We start from the raw sequence: 26,115 nt of genomic DNA, 5'->3' as shown, positions 1-26,115 counted from the left end.
GGAAATAAGTGAAGAGATATGTGTTTTGTGGTTTAAGCAACAGATCTTTTGGGATGTTTATTCAACCTATGCTAGAGAAATTTTCAAGTAGAAGCGAAATCGTTGGGCTTCTAGATATTGATCCACTACGTTTTGACGTTCTAAAAGAAAAGTTTCCGGAGTTAGGTTCCATTCCGACTTACACACCTGACGAAATTGATCAAATGATTAAAGAAACAAAACCGGATGCGATGATTGTAGCAGGCAGAGATGATACGCATATTGATTACATTTTAAAAGGGCTGGAATATGACCTTGAGGTTATTACGGAAAAGCCGATGGTAACAAACGCGCATGATGCAGCGAGAATTATCGAAGCTGAAGAGAAGAGTAAAGGGAAAGTTACGGTGACATTTAACTATCGTTATGCACCACCACATCGTAAAATTAAAGAACTAATTTTAGAAGGGAAAATAGGAAGAGTCACTTCTATCGATCTCAATTGGTACATTGATACGTATCATGGTGCTTCTTATTTTAAACGATGGAACAGAATGAGAGAATTCTCTGGTGGTTTATCAATTCATAAATCTACACATCATATTGACTTAGTAAACTGGTGGATTGACCAAAATCCGGTTGAGGCATTTGCATATGGAGCTTTAAATTATTATGGTCCAGAAGGAGAGTTAAATCCTTCAAAAACAGATGGACGTTACTGTGAAACATGTCAAGAAAAAATACAATGTGATTATTATATGCGTTGGACGAATCGTAGTGAAGAAACGTCAATCCATGATGATCATGTAAAGCCTTCGTTTAATATGGGGACAAAATATACAAATTATCGTCAAGATGCCTGTATTTTTGATAGTGAAATAAATATAGAGGATACTTACGTTGCTACGGTGAAATATGACAAAGGAGCACTACTAAGTTATTCAATTAATTTCTCAACACCTTACGAGGGATATCGGTTGGCAATCAACGGAACGAAAGGGAGAATTGAAACTACTGAATTCCATGAGCCTTCAAGAATACCTTTCCCACATCCTGCTCAGCAAACGGTAGATTACTTCCCGCTATTTGGATCAAAGGAAATTATCCACGTTGTTCAAAACAAGGGTGGCCACGGAGGTGGGGATCCATTGTTACTAGAAGATATATTCTTAGGTGACGATCCTCGTAGAAATTATGAAATCTTGGCTGGAGCTAAGGCTGGTGGCTATTCAATCGCTGTTGGTGAAGCGTTATGGCGTTCGACAAAGGAAAACCGTTCTATTAAGATCGATGAATTGCTAAATGTGCATTCAAAAATAAACTAATTCGGAGGGATTTGGAATGGAAATTAAATACTGTACACATCCAAAGCATGCAAAACATTACACAACAGAGGAGTTACGTGAGGAATTCTTACTCGAGAAGTTATTTGTAACAGGGGAAATTAACATGGTGTATAGCCATGAAGACCGCGTAGTTATTGGTGGCGTTGTACCAACTTCTGAATTATCTCTAGAAGCAGCGGCAACTTTAAAGACAGAGTATTTCTTGGAGCGACGTGAAATAGGAATTATTAATATTGGCTCGCAACCAGCAGTTGTTACTATTGATGGAGAAGAAATTACAGTAAACGCTAAAGATTGCTTATATATTGGATTAGGAAAAAGAGAAGTTACTTTTAAAAGTGTAGATCAAAACAATCCAGCTCGTCTTTACTTCGTTTCTGCATTAGCACATAAAGAATACCCAACAAGAAAGATTGATATAAGCGATGCTACTCCTGTTCATTTAGGAGATGACAGTCAATCAAATAAACGTACAATCTACAAATTTCTTCATGGTGATGGCGTACAAACTTGTCAGTTAATGATGGGAATGACGTTCTTAGCACCAAACAATATGTGGAACACAATGCCTGCTCATATTCATGACCGTCGTAATGAAGTGTACTTATATTTTGATTTAGCAGAAGAAAATCGTGTCATGCATTTTATGGGTGAACCAAGTGAGACGCGCCATATCGTTGTTGCCAACGAACAAGCAATTATCTCGCCTAGCTGGTCTATTCACTCTGGTGTAGGGACAGGGAATTACACATTTATTTGGGCAATGGCAGGAGAAAATTACACGTTTACTGATATGGATTTTGTAGATATGAAGGATCTGAAGTAATTATGAATTATGAATTATGAATTATGAATTATGAATTAAGAAGTGTGAATGATAAATAGATTTTATGTGGTGGAGGAGGAGTATCATGGCAGGGTTGTTTTCTTTAGAGGGAAAAACAGCGTTAGTAACTGGAGCTAGAACTGGTATTGGCCAGGCAATTGCTGTTGGATTAGCTGAAGCAGGGGCAGACATTATTTTATTGGGACACCAAAATAATATGCAAGAAACGGAACAGATGATTGAAAGTCTTGGAAAAAAATACAAATCGGTCATTGTAGATTTAGGAAATATTACAGAATTACCTACGAAGTGTGATGAACTGATTGCCGAAATCGGTCACGTTGATATTTTAGTTAATAATGCAGGCATCATTCGCAGAGAACCAGCAATTGATCATTCCCTATCAAACTGGCAAGCTGTGATTGATACAAATTTGAATTCAGTATTCATTATTAGTCAAAAATTTGCTAAATCAATGATTGAAAAGGGTGCAGGGAAAATCATCAATATTGCTTCTCTACTATCTTTTCAAGGTGGAATTACTGTTCCTGGATATGCAGCTAGTAAACACGGCGTGACAGGTCTGACAAAAGCATTAGCAAATGAGTGGGCTAGTAAGGGTATTCAAATAAATGCAATTGCTCCAGGCTATATTGAAACAAATAATACTGAAGCACTAAGAGCGGATGAAGAACGTAACAAATCAATCCTAGGAAGAATCCCGGCAGCCTCATGGGGTACGCCTTCAGATTTGGTGGGTGCTGCAGTATTTCTTGCTTCACCTGCATCGAATTATGTAAATGGCCATGTGTTAGTCGTAGACGGTGGTTGGATGGCAAGATAATACGAAATGATGAAAAAGGACCTTCCTATGCACTATCAGAAAGGTCCTTTTTCTTTAAATGATTGAAAAGTTAGAGCAATTGATCGAATAACTTGGCGAAATGATAGAAAAACAGCCTCAAATGATCGAAAAAAAACATGAAATGATCGAATAACTATAGTTAATAGATAAATATGCTAAGGAAATACCTAGAATTAGTATTCAAAAGGAGGAATAGCAATGGACGTAGTGACAATTGGCGAAACAATGGTGCTATTTACACCAGAGGATTCACCATTAATGAGATATTCTCACTCCTACTCACGTAAATTCGGTGGGGCGGAAACAAATGTTGCAATTGGGTTAACTCGGCTTGGCCATTCAACAGGCTGGATTAGTAAAGTAGGAAATGATGAATTTGGAAAAGCAATGGTTTCCTTTATTCGTGGTGAAGGCGTTGATACTAGCCAAGTGAAAACAGACCCGCATGCACCAACAGGACTCTATTTTAAAGAAGTAAGAAGTGGTGAGGATGTTCGCGTTCAATATTATCGAAGCGGCTCGGCTGCAAGTAAACTAACAGTAAATGACCTAAATGAAGAATATATTGCAAAAGCTAAGTATCTTCATCTTACAGGAATTACTCCAGCTCTAAGTGATAGCTGCTATGAAGCCATACTTAAAGCAATTGCTTTTGCGAAAAAACATAAGGTAACTGTCATTTTTGACCCGAATCTTCGAAGAAAGCTTTGGAGTGAAGAAAAAGCTAGAAGTGTATTGCTTGAAATAGCAGGATTAGTGGATATTATTCTTCCAGGAGTAGATGAAGGAAAGTTTATGTTTGGTGAAAGCGACCCTGTAAAATTAGGAAGATTATTTTTGGCACAAGGGGCAGATTTAGTTGTTTTAAAAGTTGGTTCAAAGGGTGCATACTATTTTACTCGAAATTCTTTCCAGCTTGTATCAGGATTTCCTGTCAAAAAGGTTATCGATCCAGTTGGAGCAGGTGATGGCTTTGCAGCAGGGCTCATTTCAGGCTTGTTAGAAGGCTTGACTGTTGAACTAGCTGTACAACGTGGAAATGCAGTAGGCGCCATTGCAACTCAGATTCCTGGTGACTTTGAAGGTCTACCAGATCGTGAAGAGTTAGAGCGCTTTATACATGCAAAAGATGCAGAGGATATTAGTAGATAATTTGAATAATAATACCAAAAAGAAAATTGACAACGTTGTTAAAAAAACATAAAATTAAAATAACAACGTTGTTAATTATGATAGGAGGAACAACATGAAAGCTGATTATATTCTAGTTTATGAGAATGATAATGTGGTAGTTGCCTTAAAAGATTTATCTGAAGGAGATACAATACTAGTTAATGACCAAGAGATCCAATTGAAAACGGATGCGCCTTTTGGTCATAAAGTAGCGATTAGACCTATTCCTCCAGGAGATCACATCGTAAAGTATGGTTATCCAATTGGCCATGCTACAGAACCAATTGAAGTCGGTGAATGGGTTCATTCCCATAATACGAAAACAAATTTATCGGGAACATTAGAGTATACCTATAATCCTGTCGAACCTATAAAATTAGTAGATCCTCCAGTTGAAAGAACATTTAATGGGTATGTAAGAGAAAATGGTGAGGTTGGTATTCGTAACGAGATCTGGATTATTAATACCGTTGGTTGTATTAATAAAACGGCAGAAATTATTGCGAAAATGGCAAATGATCAATTTAAGGACCAAGGAATTGATGGTGTGTTCCATTACCCTCATTTATTTGGTTGCTCCCAGTTAGGTGACGACCTATTAAATACTCAAAAAATATTAAGTAATTTAGTTCATCATCCAAATGCAGCTGCAGTACTTGTACTTGGTCTAGGCTGTGAAAATAACTATGTATCACAATTTAAACAGGTGATCGGTGAGTACGATGAGGACCGAGTTAAGTTCTTAATTGTCCAAGAAGCTGATGATGAAATTACTGAATCGCTAGAAGTACTAGAAGAGCTTGTCGCATTTGCCTCAAAGTTTAAGAAGCAACCAATACCAGTTTCTAAACTGAAAGTCGGCTTAAAATGTGGTGGCTCTGATGCGTTTTCCGGTATCACAGCAAACCCACTTGTAGGAGCATTCTCAGACATTCTCATTTCTCACGGAGGTACATCAGTTTTAACAGAAGTACCGGAGATGTTTGGGGCAGAAACAATTTTGATGGAACGCGCAAAAGACGAAGATACTTTTTCAAAAACTGTCAAACTTGTGAATGACTTCAAAGAATATTATTTAAAGCACAACCAAGTAGTTTATGAAAATCCGTCTCCAGGAAATAAGGCGGGTGGGATCACGACTTTAGAGGAAAAGTCATTAGGTTGTGTTCAAAAAGGTGGCTTCTCTACGGTTGTTGATGTACTAGACTATGGTGACCGCTTAAAGAAATCAGGCCTAAATCTTTTACAAGGTCCAGGAAATGATCTAATTGCAGTGACAGCGCTAGCAGCTGCTGGATCACATATCGTTCTATTTACGACAGGAAGGGGAACACCGTTTGGAGGACCTGTTCCAACTGTTAAAATTTCAACGAACTCGCAGTTAGCAGAAAAGAAGAAAAATTGGATTGATTTTAATGCAGGAGAATTATTAAACGGTGTGCAGATGAATGAACTAGCAAACGATTTGTTTGAGTATATTATTCAATTGGCCTCCGGTGATGTTGTTACAAATAACGAGAAATTCGGATTTAAAGAGATCTCTATTTTTAAAGATGGGGTAATCTTATAGAAATAAATTGGAGTGATAAATTCATGGATACTCTAAATAAAACATTAGACAAAAGGACTCTACCAGCATCTGTTACCTTCGAAACTCAAGAAAACCTTCCAGAGAGAGTCATTCAATTTGGTGAAGGAAACTTTATGAGAGGCTTTGTCGATTGGATGATTAATGAATTAAATAAACAAGGACTTTTCAACGGTAAAGTGGTCTTGGTACAACCAAGGGGTCAGGATAAAATTCCGGTGATTAATAATCAAGACGGGTTGTATACAGTGGTTTTACGAGGCGTAGAAGATGGCGAGAAAGTGGAAAAGAAAGAAATTATTTCTGCTGTCTCACGTGGTATAAAAGTATCTGACGACTGGGCAGAGTTAAATAACATAATAACTTCCACTGACATAAAATTCATATTTTCCAATACAACAGAGGCCGGACTAACCTACCTTAAAGAGGATTATAATCCTGATTTTCCTGCAGAGTCGTTTCCTGGTAAGTTAACCTCTTTACTTTACCATCGCTTTACTTTCTTTAAGGGGTCTTCAGAGTCAGGACTAGTAATTATTCCTTGTGAGCTTGTTGAGGAAAATGGAAATCTGTTAAAGAAGATCGTGTTAAAGATTGCTGAAGACTGGGAACTTCCTAGTGCGTTCATTAATTGGATAAAATCTCATAATAAATTTTGCAATACGTTAGTAGACCGAATTGTTACTGGTTTCCCGAGTGATGAAATTAATGAATTCGAGCAAAAGCTTGGCTACAAAGATGAACTATTAACAGTCGGTGAACCTTATCATCTTTTTGCAATTGAAGCAACTCCGGAAGTTGCAAAGGAAATCCCATTTGATCAAGCTGGATTAAATGTTAAATGGGGCGATATTACTCCTTTTAGAAATTTGAAAGTTAGACTACTTAACGGTCCTCATACGATGATGTCTGCTGTTTGTTACTTAGCAGGTGTAGATACTGTGCAAGAAGTGATGGAGGACGTTACATTACGTAAGTTTATTGAAAATGGAATGTTAAATGAGATATATCCTACTGTTGATATTGATGAAGTAGAAAAGAAACAGTTTTTAGAAGCGGTGATTGAACGATTTTTAAATCCGTATAACAAACATTATTTAAAGGACATCGCCTTAAGTTCTGTTTTTAAATTTAAGTCGCGGTTAGTTCCATCGTTATTAGATTATGTTGAACAAAAAGGTACTCTACCTCCAGCAATTACGTTTGCACTAGCAGGGCTTTTAGCGTTTAATCGTCCGGTAAGAGTCGAAGCAAATGAACTTGTTGGGCAACGTGGTGAGGTGGAATATTCCATTCGTGACAACCATGAAGTAATGCAGATCTTGCTGTCGGTCTGGACTAAATTTGATGGTACTAGTGAAGAATTAACGGACCTTGTTAGCGAGGTCTTATCTAAAAAGGAAATCTGGGGTCAAGATTTACATGCGGTGCCAAACTTAACAACAACTGTAGCTACACAGCTTGATGAAATTTTAAAGAATGGCATGAGGGCTAGCGTTGAGAAATTAGTAAACCAGGCTTCGACTATCTAATCGTAATTCTTGGAGGTAAAAATGAGTTTATTAAATGAACTAACAGAAAGCGGTATAGTAGCAGTCATTCGTGGGGCAAACAAGGATAACATAATTCCAATTGCAAAAGCATTGAGTGCTGGTGGAGTTAAGGCGCTGGAGCTTACGGTTGAAACGCCAAAAATTCTATCTTTAGTTGAAATGGCTGCAGACGAATTAAAGGACGAAGCAATCGTGGGGGTAGGAACAGTTCTCGATCCTGAAACTGCCCGTGCATCTATTATGGCAGGAGCCAAATTTGTCTTTTCTCCAGTCGTAAACATTGAAACGATTAAAATGACGAAACGATATGGGGTCTTGAGTGTCCCAGGGGCCTTCACTCCAACTGAGATACTAACAGCGTATGAAAATGGTGCTGATCTAATTAAAGTGTTTCCGGCTAATATAGTGGGGCCAGGATATTTTAAGGACGTTCATGGGCCGATGCCTCATATTCCGTTGATGCCTACAGGAGGTATTAACGTGACAAATGTTGGTGCGTATATTAAGGCAGGCGCTGTTGCAGCTGGGGTAGGAAGTACCCTTGTTAACACGAAAAAAGAAATAACGGATGAATATCTTGCTAGTTTGACAGAAGTAGCTAGTCAATTTGTTCGAGAAGTTCAGCTTTCCAGAGGGAAATAGCAAGTTTGATAGGTGTAACGAGTTATGCGGACACCAAAGCCCTTATTTTAAGAAAAAAGCGTAAATTTGAAATTTCGCGGACAGAGAAGACGTTATTTAGTCACGAAAGGCAATTTTTCCAATCATTTTGACGAAATAAGAGCACTGGTGTCCGCGAAAGTTCAAAAAAGCCTTTTTTATCAAAAATAACGGCTTCTCTGTCCGTTTAGATTGCTTCCTATTTACACGTAGATTAACTGAATAATAAACAGGGAGGTTTTTTAGATTGAAACCGTTTATTAACGAAGATTTTATGCTGCAATCAGAAGCAGCAAAAATTTTATATCATGATTATGCCAAGGATATGCCTATATATGATTACCACTGTCATTTAAGTCCAAAGGAAATCGCTGAAAATAAAACGTTTAAAAATATAACAGAAATTTGGTTATATGGGGATCATTATAAATGGAGAGCCATGAGAAGCTTAGGGATTTCTGAAGAGCTAATTTCAGGAAATGGTTCCGATTACGATAAGTTTAAAGCGTGGTCAAAAGCTGTACCTTACACGATTGGTAATCCTCTTTATCACTGGACACACTTAGAATTAAAGCGCTATTTTCAAACAGATCTTCTTTTAAATGAAGAATCTAGTGACGAAATTTGGAGTCACTCTAATGAATTACTTCAAAGAGAAGACTTTACAGTACAAAAAATCATTGAGAAATCTAATGTAAAGGTAATTTGTACAACAGATGATCCGACAGATGACCTTCAGTATCACCAAGCAATTAAACACAATGAGGATTTCCAAACAAAAGTTCTGCCGACGTTTCGACCTGATAAAGCTGTTGAAATTTCAAGACCAGATTTTAATGCGTATGTAGATAAATTGGCTGAAACTACTAACAAAGAGATTACAACATATGAAAGTTTGCTAGCTGCCATTGAGACTCGTGCTCAATACTTCCACGAGTTAGGATGTAGAATATCTGATCATGGTATTCAAACGTTACCTTTTGAACCTTGTACGAAAGAGGAAGCTTCTGTTATTTTCGAAAAAGTTAGAAGTGGACTAACGGTCAGCCATTTAGAAGAAATGAAGTACAAAACGCATACATTGCTATTCTTGGGAAGATTATATCATTCACTAGGCTGGGCAATGCAATTACACATTGGAGCTATACGTAATAATAACCAACGAATGTTTTCTAAATTAGGACCAGATACGGGGTTTGATTCTGTTCATGATTATTCATTAGCGAAACAGTTAAACGGATTTTTCAATGAATTAGATAAAAATGACGAGTTACCAAAAACTATTATCTACTCATTAAATCCGATTCACAATTATGTCATTGCAACTGCCTGTGGAAATTTTCAATCAGGACAAGGAAAAGGGAAAATGCAATTTGGTTCAGGCTGGTGGTTCCAAGATCAAAAAGAAGGCATGTTAAATCAGATGACAGACCTTGCAAATCTTGGTTTACTAAGCTCCTTTATTGGTATGTTAACTGACTCTAGAAGCTTCTTATCCTATACACGCCATGAGTATTTCAGGAGAATTTTATGTCAATTAGTAGGTGGTTGGGTAGAAAGCGGTGAAGCACCAGCTGACTACCAAATGTTGGGCTCGATTGTTCAGGACATTTGTTATAACAATGCCAACCAATACTTTGAAATCAAATAACCGAAATGGACGCCATCACCGGCGTCCATTTTTCATTTTTTTGCACGTATAGTTAACTCCTACATAAGATAACAGTAAAATTTTTCATAACAATCAAATGGTCACTTGACTGTTTGAGCAACCAGGAATAAACTAACATTAAAACAAACGTTTGAATGAGGTGGCAAAGTGTCCAAATTTAATAAAGAGAATGAACCTGTATGCGAAATTTATTGTTATGACGAAGTAAAGGTGAATGAGAGAAAAGTAGACTTACAACAACAGCAAACATTACCGGTTGCTCAAATCTTTAAAGCTTTAGCTGACGATACAAGGATTAAAATTGCCTATTCTTTATCACAAGTGGATGAACTATGTGTCTGTGATGTAGCTAATATCGTTGGTTGTACAATGGCAACAGCTTCGCATCACCTACGACTCCTAAAAAATCAGGGGTTAGCCAAATATCGTAAAGAAGGAAAGCTAGTATTCTATTCATTAGATGATGATCATGTAAAGCAACTAATAGAATTAGCATTTATCCATAGTAAGGAGGGCCAGGAATAATGCAAACAGATAAGACTATCTATCGTGTCAGTGGTCTATCATGAGCAAGTTGTGCTGCTCGGTTCGAGCAGAATGTAAATAGTCTCCAAGGGGTTACGAGTGCAACTGTAAATTTTGGAGCAGCAAAACTAACAGTTATTGGTTCAGCAACGATTACTGAGCTTGAAAAAGCAGGAGCATTTGAAAACTTGAAAATTACCCCTGAAAATCAACGTTTGGAGGTGGAAAAGACACCTTTTTATCTTAAACATTGGAATGTACTCTTATCAGTACTTTTCCTTATCACTGGTTGGCTATTAGGGAGATATATAGGTGAGGAAAATCTACTCTCAATAGTAGCCTATGGGAGCTCTATCCTCATTGGTGGTTACAACCTCTTTCGTATTGGTTTAAGTAACTTAATTCGCCTACAATTTGATATGAAAACTCTGATGACTATAGCTGTCATCGGAGCAGGTGCGATAGGTGAGTGGGGTGAAGGTGCGGCAGTCGTTATTTTATTTGCGATTAGTGAGGCCCTTGAAACCTACTCAATGGAGAAAGCTCGTGCATCGATACGTTCACTAATGGACATTGCTCCAAAAGAAGCACTTATTCGTCGAGGATTACAAGAAATAGTTATTCCAGTAGAAGAAATCCAAGTAGGAGATGTCATGATAGTCAAACCAGGCCAAAAGCTTGCCATGGATGGGACCATTAGAAAAGGGTCGTCTACCATAAACCAAGCAGCGATTACTGGTGAATCAGTACCTGTGACAAAGACAAGCGGAGAAAGTGTATACGCTGGAACCTTTAATGAAGATGGTTTACTTGAGATAGAAGTAACGAAAACAGTGGAAGACACAACGATTGCGAAAATCATCCACCTTGTTGAAGAAGCACAAGCAGAGAAAGCACCTTCTCAAGCATTTGTCGATCGTTTCGCCAAATATTATACCCCGGCAATTATGCTGATAGCTCTTGGAATTGCTGTAGTCCCACCACTGTTATTAGGTTCAGCATGGGGAGAGTGGATTTACCGAGGCTTAGCCGTATTGGTGGTAGGTTGTCCTTGTGCGTTAGTTATATCGACTCCAGTTTCAATCGTGACGGCAATCGGTAGTGCTGCAAAGCATGGTGTTTTAATTAAAGGTGGTATCCATCTAGAGCAATTAGGTGCTCTCTCGATGATTGCCTTTGATAAAACAGGAACATTAACTAGGGGTGTTCCTGAGGTTACTGATCTTGAAAATCTAAGCAGTTTTGATCAAAAAGAAGTATTAGCAATCGCAGCTGCATTAGAAAAAGGCTCACAGCACCCATTAGCTGCGTCAATACTACGAAAAGCAGAAAGAGAAAACGCCAAATTCGCTAGGAGCGAAGTTCATAATTTTACTTCGATTACAGGAAAAGGTGTAAAAGGAACAATAGGAGAAGATACCTATTATATTGGAAGCCCAAATTGGTTTAAAGAGCTGCTATCAGATGGTTTAACAGAAGAACTAGATACGAAGATTTTAAGACTACAACAACAAGGCAAAACAGTAATGGTCTTGGGGACAAATGAGTATGTTATGGCATTGTTTGCAGTGGCCGATGAAGTACGCGAGCAAAGTAAGGAAGTCATTAGAAAGCTAAACCAAATAGGGATTAAGCGCACGTTGTTATTGACGGGAGATAACAAGGAAACAGCACGAGCAATTGGAAAACAACTAGCTATCTCAGATATTCATGCCGAACTAATGCCACAAGATAAACTTGAATTTATCAAAAACCTACAGATTGATAAAGGTCGTGTTGGTATGGTCGGTGACGGGATAAATGATGCTCCTGCTCTAGCCGCTTCCACGGTCGGTATCGCTATGGGGGGAGTTGGCACGGATACTGCATTAGAAACTGCGGATGTGGTATTAATGGCAGATGATCTTGAAAAACTCCTATTTACCATTCGTCTTAGCAGAAGAACTTTAAGAATTATAAAACAAAACATCACGTTTTCTATTGGAATTAAAGTCCTTGCCTTGCTTTTAATTATTCCAGGCTGGTTAACTCTTTGGATGGCCATCTTTGCAGATATGGGGGCGACCTTACTTGTTACCTTAAACAGCTTAAGATTACTTCGTACAAAAGAATAAAGCTGAGGAGCAAAAAATATTTATGAATAATCAATGGAATAAGTTCATATATAAATTATGGTCACCTTTTTACGATAAAATCTTTAATTCTAGTATTTTCCTTACCACAAGGAAGAAAATATTCAAAGATTTATCTTTCTCAAACCATGAAAAAGTTCTCTTTGTAGGCGTTGGAACAGGAGTAGACTTAGAGTTAATCAATCATACTAACCTAAACATTACAGCGATTGATATATCACCAGATATGCTGGAAAAGGCAAAACAAAAATTTGGAAATAAGTATATAACTTTTCTAGAAATGGATGCTCAACAACTAAGTTTTGAAGATGGTACATTTGATTATGTAATCGCAAGCTTAGTTCTATCGGTTGTGCCAAATCCCAAAATCTGTTTAAATGAAATATTAAGAGTAGTTAAAAATAATGGGGAAATTATCATTTTTGATAAATTTTCCAGAAGAAATACCATGTTTAAAAAGATAGTTAGACCGCTTATACGTCTGTTAGGGACGGATATAGGGATTAATTTTGAGGAGCTAGCTCTAGCAAATAGTCACCCATTAAATATAATAGAGGACCAAGATGTCATGTTTCAAGGAATGTACCGGAAAATTATTGTTTCAAAGTAATGATGAAATAGATATATAGATATCTAGATTTTTTTCCCTTTATCGAATATAATACATTATTATTGTAAGATAAATGCTTTACATCAGTTTACTCTGTTGGATGAGGAGCCTATTTTAGGTTCCTTTATTCTGTTACACGATAGAGAGGAGAAAGATTATGGCCTTTGAGAAGATAAAAGAATTACTAGCTAGAAATAAGTTTATGTCAATAGCGATTTTTTTATTATGGATAAAAACGTATTTTATCTATAAAATAGGCTTCAAAATACCAACTGAAAATGTATTACAAGAATTTTTATTATTGATTAACCCTTTAAGTTCGGCAGTTTTACTAATAGGATTTTGCTTGTTCTTTAAAGGGAAGTTTAAAAGTATAGCGATTATTTTATTAAGCCTTATAGGGTCAGTCATTCTATATGGTAATTTAGTATACTATCGCTTTTTTGCAGATTTTCTTACTTGGCCAGTATTGTTTCAAACAAGCAATGCTAAAGATTTACAGGGTAGTGCGTTTGAATTAATGAGCTTGTTTGATCTTATCATATTCGCAGATTTTTTCATTCTGCTAATTATCCTAGTAAAGAATAAGCTACCTCAAATTGAACCTCATAGATTTGATAAGGTTAGAGTATTTTCACTTGCACTGTTGATTTTCTTGGTCAATTTAGCAATCGCCCAAATAGAGCGCCCACAGTTATTAACTCGTGCATTTGACCGTGAAATGTTGGTCAAAAATATAGGTATGGTTAACTACCACATTTATGATGGCTTTATTCAGTCTAAAGCTAAAACACAACGAGTGTTTGCGAGTAGTTCTGATATTGTTGAAGTGAGAAACTATACAATGAGCAATTTTAAAAAGCCTGATAGTGATTTGTATGGAATTGCTCAAGATAAAAACATCATCTTAATATCAATGGAATCTATCCAAAGTTTTGTTATTAATAACCAAGTAGATGGGGAAGAAATTACACCGTTTTTAAATAGCCTAATCAATGATAGTTATTATTTTGAGAATTTCTATCATCAAACTTCTCAAGGGAAAACGTCAGATTCTGAATTTATTATTGCTAATTCCCTATTTGGTAAGAATAGTGGTGCGGTTTTCTTTACCCATTCAGGGAACGAATATGAAGCACTCCCTGAAATCCTCAAAAAGGAAGGGTATTATACTTCTGTGATGCATGCAAATAATAAAAGCTTCTGGAACCGAGATTTAATGTATGAGGCTTTCGGTTATGATTACTTTTTTGATATCGATTCTTATGAGGTAACTGAAGAGAACTCAGTTGGTTGGGGTTTAAAGGATGCTGACTTTTTTGAGCAATCAATCGCCCATTTAAAATTACAGCCAGAACCTTTTTACACGAAGTTTATAACGTTAACGAATCACTTCCCATTTGAACTTTATGAGGAAGACCAACTGATTAATGAGTTAGAGACAAACAGCCGAACTCTTAATCAATATGTAACAACCGTTCGCTATATGGATCACGCAATAGAGGTATTCTTTGAGAGATTGAAAGCTGAAGGGTTATATGAAAATTCAATCTTTGTTCTCTATGGTGACCATTATGGTATATCAGATTATCACAATCGTGCCATGAGTCAGTTTTTAGAAAAGGATGAAATTACTCCTTTTGATAGTGTACAGTTGCAACGTGTACCTATGTATATTCATATACCCGGTCATAGAAACCACGAAACCTTACAAACTGTTGCTGGTCAAATTGATGTTAGGCCAACGATTTTGCATTTACTAGGGATTGAAAATCGAAACAAAATTCAGTTTGGAACAGATCTTTTGTCACCTTATCGTAATTCCTACGTCGTCTTGCGGGATGGCAGTTTTGTTACTGATACTCATGTTTTTACAAAAGATAAATGTTATCTAAAGAGTACTGGAGAGGAAGTTGATATAACAGATTGTGAACCATTCTCTCAAAAAGCAAAGTTAGATCTCTATTACTCAGATAAAGTCATTTATGGTGACCTATTAAGGTTTGATTTAGAAGAATAGAGAAAAAGGAAGCAAGGAATATCCCTTGCTTCCTTTTTCTCTATTTAACTATGTTCGGACTTTCCTAGCATATAGGCTAGGAATGCACCGATAAAAAACAAAACAACACATAATATACCATAGGGAATGGTCTGAGGTATGCCTGGAAAGATGATAATGAGTGAGCCTAATACTAACCCTATCATCGCTGCAAAGGTAGATGTACTAAATCTGAGGAACAAAAATTGGATGAGTCTACTTGTAAGTACTAATCCAATGACAATTCCTATCCCAATGATAGCAAGAACCGAAATGTTTAAATTAGATATGGAATTGATGACAGTAGGATAGACCCCAAGTAGTAAAAAGATCAATGAGCCACTAATTCCAGGTAAGATCATGGCGGAACTTGCCAGCCAACCAGCGAAAAAGAGGTAAATATATTGTACAAAACTTAAGTTTGTCCAAATTACTTCCATATCTTCCTCTCGGAGAAAGCCGGTAGCAACGACTAATAATGCTGCTAGTACCATTAGGCTATAATGGGTAAGGCGAAATGTCTTCTTAAAGTTTGCCTCTCGCAATAAAAAAGGGATTATTCCTAGAATTAACCCATTGAAAAAGAAAAACAAAGGTAGTGAGTGATTGGCAATTAGCCATTCAATGATACGACTAAATGCTAGTAATGCAATTCCAATCCCAAGTAATAGTGGCGCTAAAAATAACACATGCTTCCGCCAATTCTTACTAAATAAACCATTAATGGCTTCAACGAGTTCATGATAAAAACCTAGTACCATTGCAATGGTTCCCCCGCTAATTCCTGGGATTAAATCGGTAATCCCCATGACAACTCCACGAATAATATTTCTCATATGTTCTTACATGTCTCCTCTAGCATTAATTTTATAATAAGGCTGTTTTCTCAAAGTTTGTTGCTTTCGTAAAAATCCCAAAAGCCGGATTTTTACACAAAAAACTAAGAATTCACAACTAATTTAGTAAATATTGCTCTTTTCTTACATAATTTATTGGCTGATATCTTCACCTAGGGGATTTTTCAAATTATTTTAAGGTAAAAAGCAACAATGTTTACGAAAAGAGCCTATAATAAAGAATTACCATTTAGTGTGTTATGGTTATGGTGCTAGATAAAAATATACAGTACTAAATTAACGTTAGCAAATTTATTTCATTGTATAAAATTAGAAGTCTAAAAGAGTGGTAAAAAATTCGATTGACACAAACCTATTATTTGTCTTATAGTAATTCCATACAAGTTAATAGTTCTCCTAAAGGGGAGTAGCTTTTACAGCAAAGTCGTCATTTCGGAGTAAACACTCTCGGCTTTGTTGGCGACGATATCGTTGTTAGCAAGACCTTTACCTATTGGTGAAGGTCTTTACTTTTCAAAAACCTTTACCACAAGTGGTAGAGGTTTTTTCTTTGAATAAGATACATTAGTTGGAACAGAGCCTTGAAAATTGTGAAGGTGGAATGACGCTATGAGAAAAACGAAACTCTCGTTAAAAGATCTTGTAACAGCAAATAAAGAAGAGATCTTAAAAGATAAAGGGCAAATTGAGAAAATTGAAAAACGAATTGAAGATAAATATAGTAAAGAGAAGTAAACAATTAAAAGGGGGTATAACATGTATAAATATATGAATAGACTAAAGTTTATTTTTAGGTTTAAGAACTTTATTCCGTTTTTAAAAGATTTTTTCCTATCAAATGAAATACCGCTACGAAAAAAAGTTATTGGAATAGTACTTATCGTAATTTATGTATTATTCCCGTTTGATTTAATCCCAGATTTCATCTTGTTTTTTGGAGTGATCGACGATATAGTAGTTGCGACGTTTGTCTTAGAGAGAATGGTAAAATTAGCTCCACAGCATCTAAAAGATAAGTACAGATTAATTGATTAATATACGAATTTGGTTACTCCGCAGTTATCTATTATGTTTTATGAAAGGGCATAATTTATGAAAAAACGAATGTTTATAGGGATTATTTCCTTTCTTCTAATTATTCTTCTAAGTGCACAATTCAAATCAGAAATTAAAAGAGGAGCTATAGAATTATTGCTTTCGGATCAGTCTATACCACGGTGCTACATCTCAGTATATAAAGAAGCCGCAAGTGAATATGAAATTCCATGGGAGATTTTAGCTGCAATTCATCGGGTAGAAACAGTTTTTTCCAACAAAGATCCTATGATTAGTTATTTGGGGGCAGTTGGACACTATCAATTTATGCCTAGAACTTGGGTAGGTTGGGAATACCCAGGAACGGAGTTAGGCGATATAAATGATGGGCTAGATATTACTGATATAGACATTATTAAAAAGTATGGCGGTTATGGTGTCGATGCTTCTGGTGATGGGAAAGCAGATCCCTTTGATTTATTGGATGCTACCTTTACTGCCGCCAAGTATCTAGCTGATTATGGTGCTGCTAGTCATGATATTGAAAAGGCATTATTCGCTTATAACAGAAGCGATGAATACGTAGACTCTGTACTTTATTATTATGATTTATACAAACAAGGGTTTAAAGAAGGGAAATTAGATTTCTATTGTTATAGTTAATAGGCTTTTTATGGATGAGAAGATACTTTATGTCACAACCTAAAAGAGATTGATTATTACTTTTAGGTTGGAGCGTGAGTGTATGTTAGTAGTTTTACTAATAGTTCTCATTATTTTATCTGCATTTTTCTCTTCAGCGGAAACTGCGTTTTCTAGTGTAAATCGAATTAGGTTAAAAAACTACGTTGAACAAAAGCGGAGCGGTAGTGTGAAAGCTCTGTATATTGCTGAAAATTTTGATCATGCACTATCAACGATACTAGTGGGAAATAACATTGTAAACATCAGTGCTGCCACAATTTCGGCAAGTTTAGCTACTGATATTTTTGGTGCTAGTCTTGGTTTACCGATTAGTACATTTGCTATGACCGTAATTATTCTTATATTCGGTGAGATAATCCCAAAATCATTTGCTAAAGAGTACGCAGAAGAACTGACACTAAAAATATCTGGATTGTTGTTGTTCTTGATGAAAATGATAAGTCCTATTACATGGTTTTTTGTAAAGTTAAAATTATTATTAGCCAAGATGGTAAAACCAAAAGAGGACTCACCTACATACACAGAAGAAGAGATTAAGGAATTATTAAACCTTAGTGAAGCCGAGGGTGTAATCGATAAAAAAGAAAATGAACTAGTTCACAGGTCTTTAAATTTTAACAACATTAGTGTTAACCAAATTCTAATCCCAAGAATTAATGTAGTAGCAATTGATATAGATCATCCAATCGAGGAAATCAAGCAAATTTTTTTGAAAGAGCGATATTCAAGAATTCCTATCTACGAGGGAAATATAGATAATATTATTGGCATATTATCCGAGCGTGAGTTCCTAGGTAAACTTGTTCAAAATGGTGAAATTAAAGTTCGAGAACTATTGCGTAAGCCAAGCTATGTAATTGAAACATTAAAAATATCCGAACTTCTCCCTGAGTTACAAAGAAATAAGACACACATGGCTATTGTTATTGATGAATTTGGCGGGACTGCTGGGGTAATAACAATGGAGGATATTTTGGAAGAGCTAGTAGGAGAGATTTGGGATGAACATGATGAAAATATTGTTACAATGAACAAAATAGACAAAGGAAATTATGAATTTCTGTCTGAACTCTCATTAAGAGAATTTGCTGAAACTTTGAAGGTTTCTATACCTAATAGTTCCTACCATACGTTAGGTGGTTGGATTATTGAGGTTTTTGGACAAGTGCCTAGTATGGGTGAAGAATTTAAATATGAACATTTACTAATAAATGTTAGTGAAATAGAAAATCGAAGAGTAAAGAAAGTATTAGTTAAAGTAATTGATATTGATTAATAATGGTGCTTTCTATCAGTAAGATTGAATTTTTTTAAAAAATATATATAGTTTAGTGGAGAGGAAAAATGGAAGACTTACTTTTATTATTAAAATATTTATTATTAGGCATTTTTCAGGGGATAACAGAACCAATCCCAATCTCATCAAGTGGGCATCTGATCCTTTTGCAAGAAATAATTGGGGTAAATTTTGAGGGATTAACATTTGAGGTAATTGTCAATTTCGCATCATTAATTGCTGTGCTGCTTATTTACCGTGAATCAATTTCAAAACTTTTTTTAGGGGCTACTAACTATCTCATAAATAAGAGACGAGAAGATGTTGCAGATTTTCGTTTTGTTTTATATTTGGTCATAGGGACAATTCCAGCGGGTTTGGTCGGAGTGTTATTTGGTGACTTGATTGCACAACATCTGACATCTGTTCGAGTAATTGGTATCACCTTGTTAGTTACAGGAGGAGCTTTATGGCTAATTCGAAATTTACGGGGAAGAAAAAGCGATTCGGAGCTTACCTTAAGAGATGCATTAATTGTTGGTCTTGCTCAAGCAATTGCTTTAATTCCAGGTATTAGCCGTTCAGGTGCTACAATTGTAGCTGCAATGGGATTAGGCATGAAACAAGAAACCGCTCTTAAATTTTCGTTTTTATTATATATACCTGTGAGCATCGGAGGAATAGCTTTAGCTGTTACAGAACTTATGATGATGCCTAATGTAACTGATTTACTAATTCCTTATTTCATCGCTTTTCTAGGTTCGTTGGTTGCATCTTACTTCTCATTAAAGTGGTTTATTGGGATTATGGCTAGAGGTAATTTAGTTTACTTTTCATTATATTGCTTTGTTACAGGTGGGCTTGTTATCATGTTTTTATAGTAAAGCTAAAACAAAAAAGGAATCATGGGATAATTAACAAAACCCATGGTTCCTTTTTTCTATAATATATTTAGTAGTTAGATCGCGTTTTGGTAATTTTCTTGATCCACACTACTTTCCTGGATTTCTACAGTTAACTTCTGTATTCTACGATTTCGAACATCTTCAATGTAGATTTGTAAGTTTCCAAAAAACATGGTTTCTCCTTTTTTAGGCAAGTAACCTAAGTTTTCAGAAACCCAACCACTTAAGGTGTTCGCTGAAGTTTCAATTTCAGAAATATTTAACACTTCACAGAAAGTTTCAATTGGTGTTCTTCCGTTTAAGCGTATTTTCCCATCACTCATCGTTTCGTAAAAAATTTCATTTTCATCATGTTCATCCCAAATTTCACCGACAATTTCTTCTAAAATGTCTTCAATTGAAATGATCCCAGAAGTACCGCCATACTCATCTAAAACTACAGCAAGGTGTACCTTGTTCTTTTGCAATTCTTTGAGTAAATTTGATATTTTCACAGATGAGATGACAAAATAAGGCTTTCTTAGAATGACAGATAAATCAAACCTTCCTTGTTCTTCAACATAACGTTCAAAGAATTCTCTGTGAGAAATTATCCCAATAACGTTGTCAATCGTGCCTTCATACACTGGCATTCGTGAGTATTTCTCTTGGATAAATATATCTTTAATTTGATCTATTGTTAAATCAGCAGACACAGCAATAACATCAGGTCTTGGTGTTAAAATGTCTTTCACAACAATATCATCGAATTCAATTGCGTTATGAAGTAATTCTTTTTCTTGAGTGAGAAAAGTCCCTTCCTCTTCACCTATTTCAACTAGTGCTTTTACGTCCTCATCAGTAACAGTTGGTTCATCATTCGTTGACCCAAGGATTTTTGAAACACCGACTCTTAATTTTACAAAAAGCCAAGTAATAGGGTAAAAGACTCTCATGACGATACCTAAAGAAGAGGATATTGCCAGTAAATATTTTTCCGCAAATTGTTTTGCTAAAGATTTTGGGAGAATTTCTCCAAAAATTAGAACTAGGATTGTAATCACTAAAGTTGTAACGAATAGTGTACTACCGTTATTTCCAAATAGATCAGTAGCAATCTTAGTTGCAATTGTTGCCATTGCAATATTAACAACATTGTTCCCTATTAATATTGTAGATAGGCTTTGGTCGAAATTTTCTGCCATTTTTAGCGAACGTTTGGCTTTTACGTTATTACCTTCGGCTTGATTTCGCAATCTCACCTTATTCACACTTGTAATCGCCGTTTCTGATGCTGAAAAATAACCTGATAATAATAATAGTGCCCCTAATATGAGTATCGAATCATAGGGTATACTGTCCAAAGTTTCATCACTCTCCAAAAATGTAGTTATTCTAAATATACTCTATATATTTATGTCTTATCAAGAATTATATATTAAAAAGATTTGGATATTACTGATAAATTTTTCAATTATTCTACAAAGCTAATATTTATCTCAATTACCTCTGATCTACTACCAATGCGAAACGGTGGTCCCCATATGCCATAGCCTGATGAAACTATAGTGTGTAGTTCATCTTTTAATAAATATCCATGATGGTTTTCATAGATTGCATTTGTGATTAGGTTGCCTGGAAACAACTGGCCTTTATGTGTGTGGCCAGAAACCATTAGATCGACTCCAGCAGCACTTACTTCATCAAACTCCCTTGGCTGATGATCAATTAAAAATATTGGCTTGTCCTTTTCTAAATCATTTGTCAATAAAGCAATCTCTTGTCTTTCAAGGTCAGAATAATCTTTTCGCCCAACAATGTAAAATAGATCGTTAAAATTATACACCTCATCTACTAAGACAGTTACATTAATTTCATTCATTTCTCGGATAAAGATCGGAATGTCATTTCCGTAATACTCATGATTTCCTAGGACAGCATAAACGCCCATTGGTGCGGTTAATCCAGCTAGAGTTTCGCCAATATTATGTTTTAAATAAGGGTCGATACTGTTATCTAGTACATCACCAGCCAAGAAAATAATATCTGGTTCTACTTGGTTTGAGAGGTTAATTAAACGGTTAATAAACCGATTCCCGATGGTTTCACTTATATGAATATCAGAGACCATCAAGATCTTTAACTCATCAATGTCTGTCTCTTTTTTCAGTTCAATGTCGTAACTAACAACAACAGGGCTCCACATGTTATAAGATCCATAGCTGAACACAAATAGATAGAAAGCAACCATACTGTACCCAAACCATTTTAAGCCCCTTTTTTTATTTAAATAGTAAATGAGATTGAGGATAGGAAATAAAAGTAACCCATAGCCAAAAATAACAAGCCAAAGGTATCCAATCCAAGTGAGTAATTGAAAATGGATAAACTGACTTAAAAAGAATGAGATCGACACAAAAAACATCGTGATAAAATAGGTTTTCTTATAAGAGAAACTATACGTATTTTTTAGCCAAACCCATCCATTATAAGAAACGTAAAAAGCTAGTAGAAAATAAATGAACAGAAAAGCAATAATCATTAATGACACCATTTGTACTCCTTTAAAAATAGATTTGAATGTAAGGTTAGCCCTTACTCAGTTACTTAATAAGGCTGTTTTCGCAAAGTTTGTTGCTTTCGTAAAAATCCCAAAAACCGGATTTTTACACAAATTACTAAGAATTTACTACTAATTTAGTAAGCATTGCTCTTTTCTTACATAATTTATTGGCTGATATCTTCATTTAGGGTATTTTTCCGATTAAATTAGGATAAAAAAGCCACAATGTTTACGAAAAGAGCCTTTAATAAAAATAACATAGATTTATGAACTCAAGATGAACGAGAAAAAATAACTAAAAAGAAATTATTTAAAACTGGATGTAAGTGGAATAATAAAAAATCAATGTATGCAGATCTATCGGAGGTCCCAACGATGAAACATAAATCAATTTGGCGTTTTTTAACTTTCCTGACTTTATTAATACTTTCGTTTGCTTTACTTACTTATTTTGTTAGAAATAAGCATACAACTGCTTTTGATGAACTACTATTGAAAAAAGTAAAAGCAATGGAGGCCCCTTTCGTAACGACAATTATGAAAGGGTTTGGATTTATCGGTGCGACACTTCCAGTTATTGTTATTTCAATAATACTTCTTATCATCCTATATCGCCTTCATAAAAACCGCAGTGAGGTTTATTTATTTATCATTGTGTTACTTGGCTCAACAGCATTTAATGTTTTAGTGAAAACCTTAATAAAGAGAAAACGTCCTATTTCAGATTTAATTATCGAATCAGGATATAGTTATCCTAGTGGACATACAGTAGGAGCCGTGTCACTCTATGGAATTATAACCTTTTTGTTTTGGAGAAAATTAGAGACCACGCAAGGAAGAGTTTCCCTGATTTTCTTTTCAGTGATCATGATAATGATTATGGGATTTAGTCGGATTTATTTAGGGGTTCATTATCCGACAGACATTTTGGGGGCATATCTCTTAAGCGGGATATGGTTATATTTGACGATTTGGATCTACCAGCTCATTATGGAGAGAAGGGCAAATGAAAGTACAAAAACTAAGGAATGAGGGAAGATATGAGGAAAATTCGTTGGGGAGTATTGAGTACAGCAAATATAGCACAGAAAGAAGTAATTCCAGCACTGCAACGGGCAACAAATGCTGAAGTAGTTGCTATTGCCAGTTTAAGTAATAGAGCCAAAGAAGTTGCAAGTCAATATCATATTCCAAAAGCATATGACACCTATGAAGAGCTGCTCAAAGATCCTACTATTGACGCAGTTTATATTCCTTTACCAAATCACTTACATAAGGTATGGACGATCGAAGCTGCAAAGTCTGGTAAGCATGTCTTATGTGAAAAGCCTGCTTCACTGACAGCAGAGGAAACAGAGGAGATGATATCTGCTTGTCAGGAGCACGGTGTAAGATTTATGGAGGCTTTTATGTACCAATTTCACCCTCAGCACGAACGAGTTCGAGAGCTGATTAAGAACGGTGAAATAGGAAGTGTAAAGCTAATGCGTGCCAGTTTCTCATTTTACTTAGCAGACTTTAAGGAAAATATTAGAATGAACCCAGCGATGGGTGGGGGAAGTATTTATGATGTTGGTTGTTATGGAATCCATGCGATCAGATATGTGCTACAGGAGGAACCAAAAGAATTACAGATACATGCAAATATAAATTCTGAGCATCAGGTAGACACATCTGCGGTAGGATACATGAAAATGGAAAGTGGAATTGTTGCTACGTTTGACGCTAGCTTTGAAATGACCTATCGAGCGGAATATGAAGTTATTGGAACCAAGGGATCGATAAAGGTTCCACGAGCCTTTCGACCAGATATTGACGATGGCATAGGATTAGTCATTGTTCAAAATGAACATGGAGTAAAAGAAGAAATAATATCAGGTGATATTTACCGCTTACAAGTGGAACATTTCTCACAAACGATACTTGAAAATAATGAACCATCTTATTCACCAGAGAACACCATTCAAAATATGCGCGTGCTAGATGCGTGTTACCAATCGCTTAAAACCGGTGGTAAGATAACTTTGTAGAAACAAAGCTACTTGGCTTTGTTTTTTCTTTTGTGCTACAACAATAGAAAAAAATAGTAAGTTTTTTTCAAATTATTCTTTAGTTCTTCTAATGAAGTAGAAGTAGAGAAAATGTATACTATTTTGAATATCTCTTACATACCAATTTTATTCTAGCAAAGGAGTAGAGACCATGATTGAAAAGATATCAATTAAAGTTAATCAAGTTGGATATCCATTACATGAAAGAAAAGCTGCTGTTTTTGTTAATTATCAGGGAAGCTTTGAAGTGATTGAAGAGGAATCGGGGAAGGTTGTTTATTCTTTTGAAACTGGACCACTAGTATCAGATAGGATAAGTGGAAGTACCGTTAGTTACGGTGAGTTTTCTCGGCTTACTCAAACAGGCCGTTACTATATTAGAGCCAATGAGGAATTTTCTAGTCGTTTTGAGGTCAAGGAAAAGCCATTTGATGAGCTTCATCAGAGTTTGTTGAAAGCGTTTTATTTTTATCGTTGTGGAGCTGACTTACCAGAAGAATTTGCGGGTGAGTGGACACATAAGGCATGCCATACAAAACCTGGGATTGTTTATTCTGAACCGTCAAGAAAACTAGATTGTAATGGTGGGTGGCATGATGCTGGAGATTATGGAAAATATGTAGTGCCGGGTGCCAAGGCGGTTGCTGATTTATTCTTAGCCTATGAACTATTTCCTACTGCATTTCAAAACGCTATCCCGATACCAGAAACCGATAACAAAACCCCGGATGTCTTACTTGAGTGTCGCTATGAACTTGAGTGGTTACTAAAGATGCAGGATACTCACACGGGAGGTGTGTTTCATAAACTCACAACGTTAGAGTTTCCTGGGTTAGATGTCATGCCAGAAAATGATTTAGGAGATTTATACCTATCACCAATCTCTGCAACAGCCACGGGGTGTTTTGCAGCAATTATGGCTCACGCAGCTCGCGTATACCAATCATATGATCAGGTTTTTGCAAACCGTTGCTTAGAAGCAGCCCTACTGAGCTGGGGGTGGCTTCAAGCAAATCCGAAAGTGTCTGGCTTTAATAATCCAAAAGAGATCGTAACTGGAGAATATGGCGATGAGGTAGATATTGATGAGAGGTACTGGGCAGCAGCTGAATTGTATCGTACAACTGGTCAAGATCAGTTTCATCAGGAATTTCTCATGTTAGCTAAAGAGAATTTTCCGAAGTATTCTCTTGGTTGGGCTGACGTAGGTGGGTATGGAACGATTGCCTACCTTTTACATGAAATAGAAAATGGGAATTGTGAGGTTTATCAGGAATTGGCAGAAGGGTTGCTAAAACACGCTGATGAGTTAGTTAAAAAGAGTAATAATGACGGTTATTTCATTTCCCTACAAGAAAACGAGTATATTTGGGGAAGTAATATGGAAGTAATGAATAATGGTATGATCTTGTTAATTGCCGAACTTGTTAGTGGAAAGAGCAGTTATTCATCATGTGCTTTAGATCATGTGCATTATCTATTAGGACGAAACGTTCTTGATATTAGCTATGTTACAGGACATGGGTCAAAACGAGTTCTTCATCCACATCATCGTCCTTCAGTTGGTGATCATGTTGCTGATCCAATACCTGGACTTGTCATTGGAGGTCCAAACAGTGGTTTGCAGGATGAATGTGCCAAAGAGCATTTAAAAGGAATGCCACCGGCCCGTTGCTTTATTGATCATCAGGACAGTTATTCAACGAATGAAGTGACGATTTACTGGAATTCGCCAGCCGTCTTTGTTGTTTCAAGATGGGTTTAAAGATAGTTAGAA

General features: G+C 36.0%; 23 protein-coding genes. 20 read left to right on the top strand and 3 right to left on the bottom strand.

Annotation, left to right across the window (positions count from 1 at the left end; genetic code table 11):
• Positions 1–8: 8 nt before the first annotated feature.
• The 12 genes from DS745_RS08400 to DS745_RS08345 all read left to right on the top strand — a co-directional run bounded on the left by DS745_RS08400 (position 9) and on the right by DS745_RS08345 (position 14,949).
• On the top strand, positions 9–1,304 hold the full coding sequence (locus DS745_RS08400; RefSeq protein ID WP_129077824.1) for a Gfo/Idh/MocA family protein: 1,296 nt from the start codon (positions 9–11) through the stop codon (positions 1,302–1,304).
• A gap of 16 nt (positions 1,305–1,320) precedes the next feature.
• The gene (gene kduI / locus DS745_RS08395) at positions 1,321–2,151 is read left to right on the top strand and encodes a 5-dehydro-4-deoxy-D-glucuronate isomerase (RefSeq protein ID WP_129077823.1); all 831 of its coding nucleotides are present in this window, start codon (positions 1,321–1,323) and stop codon (positions 2,149–2,151) included.
• A gap of 85 nt (positions 2,152–2,236) precedes the next feature.
• Positions 2,237–2,995, top strand: coding sequence for a 2-dehydro-3-deoxy-D-gluconate 5-dehydrogenase KduD (gene kduD / locus DS745_RS08390; RefSeq protein WP_129077822.1), 759 nt, complete (start codon positions 2,237–2,239; stop codon positions 2,993–2,995).
• 219 nt (positions 2,996–3,214) lie between these two features.
• Entirely contained in the window at positions 3,215–4,168 is a 954-nt protein-coding gene (locus DS745_RS08385) for a sugar kinase (protein ID WP_129077821.1), read from the top strand.
• A gap of 94 nt (positions 4,169–4,262) precedes the next feature.
• Entirely contained in the window at positions 4,263–5,759 is a 1,497-nt protein-coding gene (locus DS745_RS08380; RefSeq protein ID WP_129077820.1) for a UxaA family hydrolase, read from the top strand.
• Between the two features lie 23 nt (positions 5,760–5,782).
• Positions 5,783–7,309, top strand: a complete 1,527-nt coding sequence (locus DS745_RS08375; RefSeq protein ID WP_129077819.1) for a tagaturonate reductase — start codon at positions 5,783–5,785, stop codon at positions 7,307–7,309.
• 21 nt (positions 7,310–7,330) lie between these two features.
• Positions 7,331–7,972, top strand: a complete 642-nt coding sequence (locus DS745_RS08370) for a bifunctional 4-hydroxy-2-oxoglutarate aldolase/2-dehydro-3-deoxy-phosphogluconate aldolase (RefSeq protein WP_129077818.1) — start codon at positions 7,331–7,333, stop codon at positions 7,970–7,972.
• Positions 7,973–8,237: 265 nt separating this feature from the next.
• On the top strand, positions 8,238–9,641 hold the full coding sequence (gene uxaC / locus DS745_RS08365; protein WP_129077817.1) for a glucuronate isomerase: 1,404 nt from the start codon (positions 8,238–8,240) through the stop codon (positions 9,639–9,641).
• A gap of 168 nt (positions 9,642–9,809) precedes the next feature.
• Entirely contained in the window at positions 9,810–10,187 is a 378-nt protein-coding gene (locus tag DS745_RS08360) for an ArsR/SmtB family transcription factor (RefSeq protein ID WP_129077816.1), read from the top strand.
• Positions 10,187–12,301: a heavy metal translocating P-type ATPase gene (locus DS745_RS08355; protein ID WP_129077815.1), complete on the top strand. Its 2,115-nt coding sequence runs from the start codon at positions 10,187–10,189 to the stop codon at positions 12,299–12,301. Before DS745_RS08360 ends, DS745_RS08355 begins: the two co-directional genes overlap by 1 nt.
• Before the next feature lie 22 nt (positions 12,302–12,323).
• Positions 12,324–12,929, top strand: coding sequence for a class I SAM-dependent methyltransferase (locus DS745_RS08350; protein ID WP_129077814.1), 606 nt, complete (start codon positions 12,324–12,326; stop codon positions 12,927–12,929).
• A gap of 157 nt (positions 12,930–13,086) precedes the next feature.
• Positions 13,087–14,949, top strand: a complete 1,863-nt coding sequence (locus DS745_RS08345) for an LTA synthase family protein (protein WP_129077813.1) — start codon at positions 13,087–13,089, stop codon at positions 14,947–14,949.
• A gap of 44 nt (positions 14,950–14,993) precedes the next feature.
• Here the strand turns inward: DS745_RS08345 and DS745_RS08340 are convergent, their stop codons facing one another.
• Positions 14,994–15,803, bottom strand: coding sequence for a DUF368 domain-containing protein (locus DS745_RS08340; RefSeq protein WP_129077812.1), 810 nt, complete (start codon positions 15,801–15,803; stop codon positions 14,994–14,996).
• A 630-nt stretch (positions 15,804–16,433) separates the two neighbouring features.
• Between DS745_RS08340 and DS745_RS08335 the strand changes: the two genes are divergently transcribed.
• The 5 genes from DS745_RS08335 (at position 16,434) to DS745_RS08315 (ending at position 19,721) form a co-directional block, all read left to right on the top strand.
• Complete coding sequence (locus DS745_RS08335) at positions 16,434–16,559, top strand: FbpB family small basic protein (RefSeq protein WP_129077811.1); 126 nt, start codon at positions 16,434–16,436, stop codon at positions 16,557–16,559.
• Positions 16,560–16,580: 21 nt separating this feature from the next.
• Positions 16,581–16,859 (top strand): YkvA family protein, encoded by a 279-nt coding sequence (locus DS745_RS08330; RefSeq protein WP_129077810.1) that lies wholly within the window; start codon positions 16,581–16,583, stop codon positions 16,857–16,859.
• A gap of 57 nt (positions 16,860–16,916) precedes the next feature.
• A complete protein-coding gene (locus DS745_RS08325) occupies positions 16,917–17,522 on the top strand; it encodes a lytic transglycosylase domain-containing protein (protein ID WP_129077809.1) in 606 nt (201 codons plus the stop codon).
• An 82-nt stretch (positions 17,523–17,604) separates the two neighbouring features.
• On the top strand, positions 17,605–18,840 hold the full coding sequence (locus DS745_RS08320) for a hemolysin family protein (RefSeq protein ID WP_129077808.1): 1,236 nt from the start codon (positions 17,605–17,607) through the stop codon (positions 18,838–18,840).
• A gap of 68 nt (positions 18,841–18,908) precedes the next feature.
• Positions 18,909–19,721 carry an undecaprenyl-diphosphate phosphatase gene (locus DS745_RS08315; protein WP_129077807.1) on the top strand — a complete coding sequence of 271 codons (813 nt, stop codon included), beginning with the start codon at positions 18,909–18,911 and terminating at the stop codon, positions 19,719–19,721.
• Between the two features lie 77 nt (positions 19,722–19,798).
• Here the strand turns inward: DS745_RS08315 and DS745_RS08310 are convergent, their stop codons facing one another.
• Together DS745_RS08310 and DS745_RS08305 are read right to left on the bottom strand one after the other, a co-directional pair.
• Positions 19,799–21,088 (bottom strand): hemolysin family protein, encoded by a 1,290-nt coding sequence (locus tag DS745_RS08310; protein ID WP_129077806.1) that lies wholly within the window; start codon positions 21,086–21,088, stop codon positions 19,799–19,801.
• 110 nt (positions 21,089–21,198) lie between these two features.
• A complete protein-coding gene (locus DS745_RS08305) occupies positions 21,199–22,266 on the bottom strand; it encodes a metallophosphoesterase (protein ID WP_241657763.1) in 1,068 nt (355 codons plus the stop codon).
• 396 nt (positions 22,267–22,662) lie between these two features.
• On the opposite strand from DS745_RS08305, the gene DS745_RS08300 reads away from it, so the two are divergent.
• The 3 genes from DS745_RS08300 (at position 22,663) to DS745_RS08290 (ending at position 26,103) form a co-directional block, all read left to right on the top strand.
• Complete coding sequence (locus DS745_RS08300) at positions 22,663–23,319, top strand: phosphatase PAP2 family protein (RefSeq protein WP_241657760.1); 657 nt, start codon at positions 22,663–22,665, stop codon at positions 23,317–23,319.
• 8 nt (positions 23,320–23,327) lie between these two features.
• Positions 23,328–24,317, top strand: a complete 990-nt coding sequence (locus DS745_RS08295) for a Gfo/Idh/MocA family protein (RefSeq protein WP_129077804.1) — start codon at positions 23,328–23,330, stop codon at positions 24,315–24,317.
• Positions 24,318–24,489: 172 nt separating this feature from the next.
• Entirely contained in the window at positions 24,490–26,103 is a 1,614-nt protein-coding gene (locus DS745_RS08290) for a glycoside hydrolase family 9 protein (protein WP_129077803.1), read from the top strand.
• Positions 26,104–26,115: the final 12 nt, after the last annotated feature.

The sequence above is a fragment of the Anaerobacillus alkaliphilus genome, from assembly GCF_004116265.1.
Lineage (GTDB): Bacteria > Bacillota > Bacilli > Bacillales > Anaerobacillaceae > Anaerobacillus > Anaerobacillus alkaliphilus.
This window is presented reverse-complemented; position numbering and strand designations above follow the sequence as displayed.

Excerpts from the sequence above, each read along its gene's own strand:
- DS745_RS08335 (WP_129077811.1), top strand. The coding sequence starts at position 16,434 with ATGAGAAAAACGAAACTCTCGTTAAAAGATCTTGTAACAGCAAATAAA.
- DS745_RS08325 (WP_129077809.1), top strand. The coding sequence starts at position 16,917 with ATGAAAAAACGAATGTTTATAGGGATTATTTCCTTTCTTCTAATTATT.
- DS745_RS08370 (WP_129077818.1), top strand. The coding sequence starts at position 7,331 with ATGAGTTTATTAAATGAACTAACAGAAAGCGGTATAGTAGCAGTCATT.
- DS745_RS08320 (WP_129077808.1), top strand. The coding sequence starts at position 17,605 with ATGTTAGTAGTTTTACTAATAGTTCTCATTATTTTATCTGCATTTTTC.
- DS745_RS08345 (WP_129077813.1), top strand. The coding sequence starts at position 13,087 with ATGGCCTTTGAGAAGATAAAAGAATTACTAGCTAGAAATAAGTTTATG.
- DS745_RS08315 (WP_129077807.1), top strand. The coding sequence starts at position 18,909 with ATGGAAGACTTACTTTTATTATTAAAATATTTATTATTAGGCATTTTT.
- DS745_RS08290 (WP_129077803.1), top strand. The coding sequence starts at position 24,490 with ATGATTGAAAAGATATCAATTAAAGTTAATCAAGTTGGATATCCATTA.
- DS745_RS08300 (WP_241657760.1), top strand. The coding sequence starts at position 22,663 with ATGAAACATAAATCAATTTGGCGTTTTTTAACTTTCCTGACTTTATTA.
- DS745_RS08385 (WP_129077821.1), top strand. The coding sequence starts at position 3,215 with ATGGACGTAGTGACAATTGGCGAAACAATGGTGCTATTTACACCAGAG.
- DS745_RS08350 (WP_129077814.1), top strand. The coding sequence starts at position 12,324 with ATGAATAATCAATGGAATAAGTTCATATATAAATTATGGTCACCTTTT.
- DS745_RS08305 (WP_241657763.1), bottom strand. The coding sequence starts at position 22,266 with ATGATTATTGCTTTTCTGTTCATTTATTTTCTACTAGCTTTTTACGTT.
- DS745_RS08340 (WP_129077812.1), bottom strand. The coding sequence starts at position 15,803 with ATGAGAAATATTATTCGTGGAGTTGTCATGGGGATTACCGATTTAATC.
- kduI (WP_129077823.1), top strand. The coding sequence starts at position 1,321 with ATGGAAATTAAATACTGTACACATCCAAAGCATGCAAAACATTACACA.
- DS745_RS08375 (WP_129077819.1), top strand. The coding sequence starts at position 5,783 with ATGGATACTCTAAATAAAACATTAGACAAAAGGACTCTACCAGCATCT.
- DS745_RS08330 (WP_129077810.1), top strand. The coding sequence starts at position 16,581 with ATGTATAAATATATGAATAGACTAAAGTTTATTTTTAGGTTTAAGAAC.
- kduD (WP_129077822.1), top strand. The coding sequence starts at position 2,237 with ATGGCAGGGTTGTTTTCTTTAGAGGGAAAAACAGCGTTAGTAACTGGA.
- DS745_RS08380 (WP_129077820.1), top strand. The coding sequence starts at position 4,263 with ATGAAAGCTGATTATATTCTAGTTTATGAGAATGATAATGTGGTAGTT.
- DS745_RS08295 (WP_129077804.1), top strand. The coding sequence starts at position 23,328 with ATGAGGAAAATTCGTTGGGGAGTATTGAGTACAGCAAATATAGCACAG.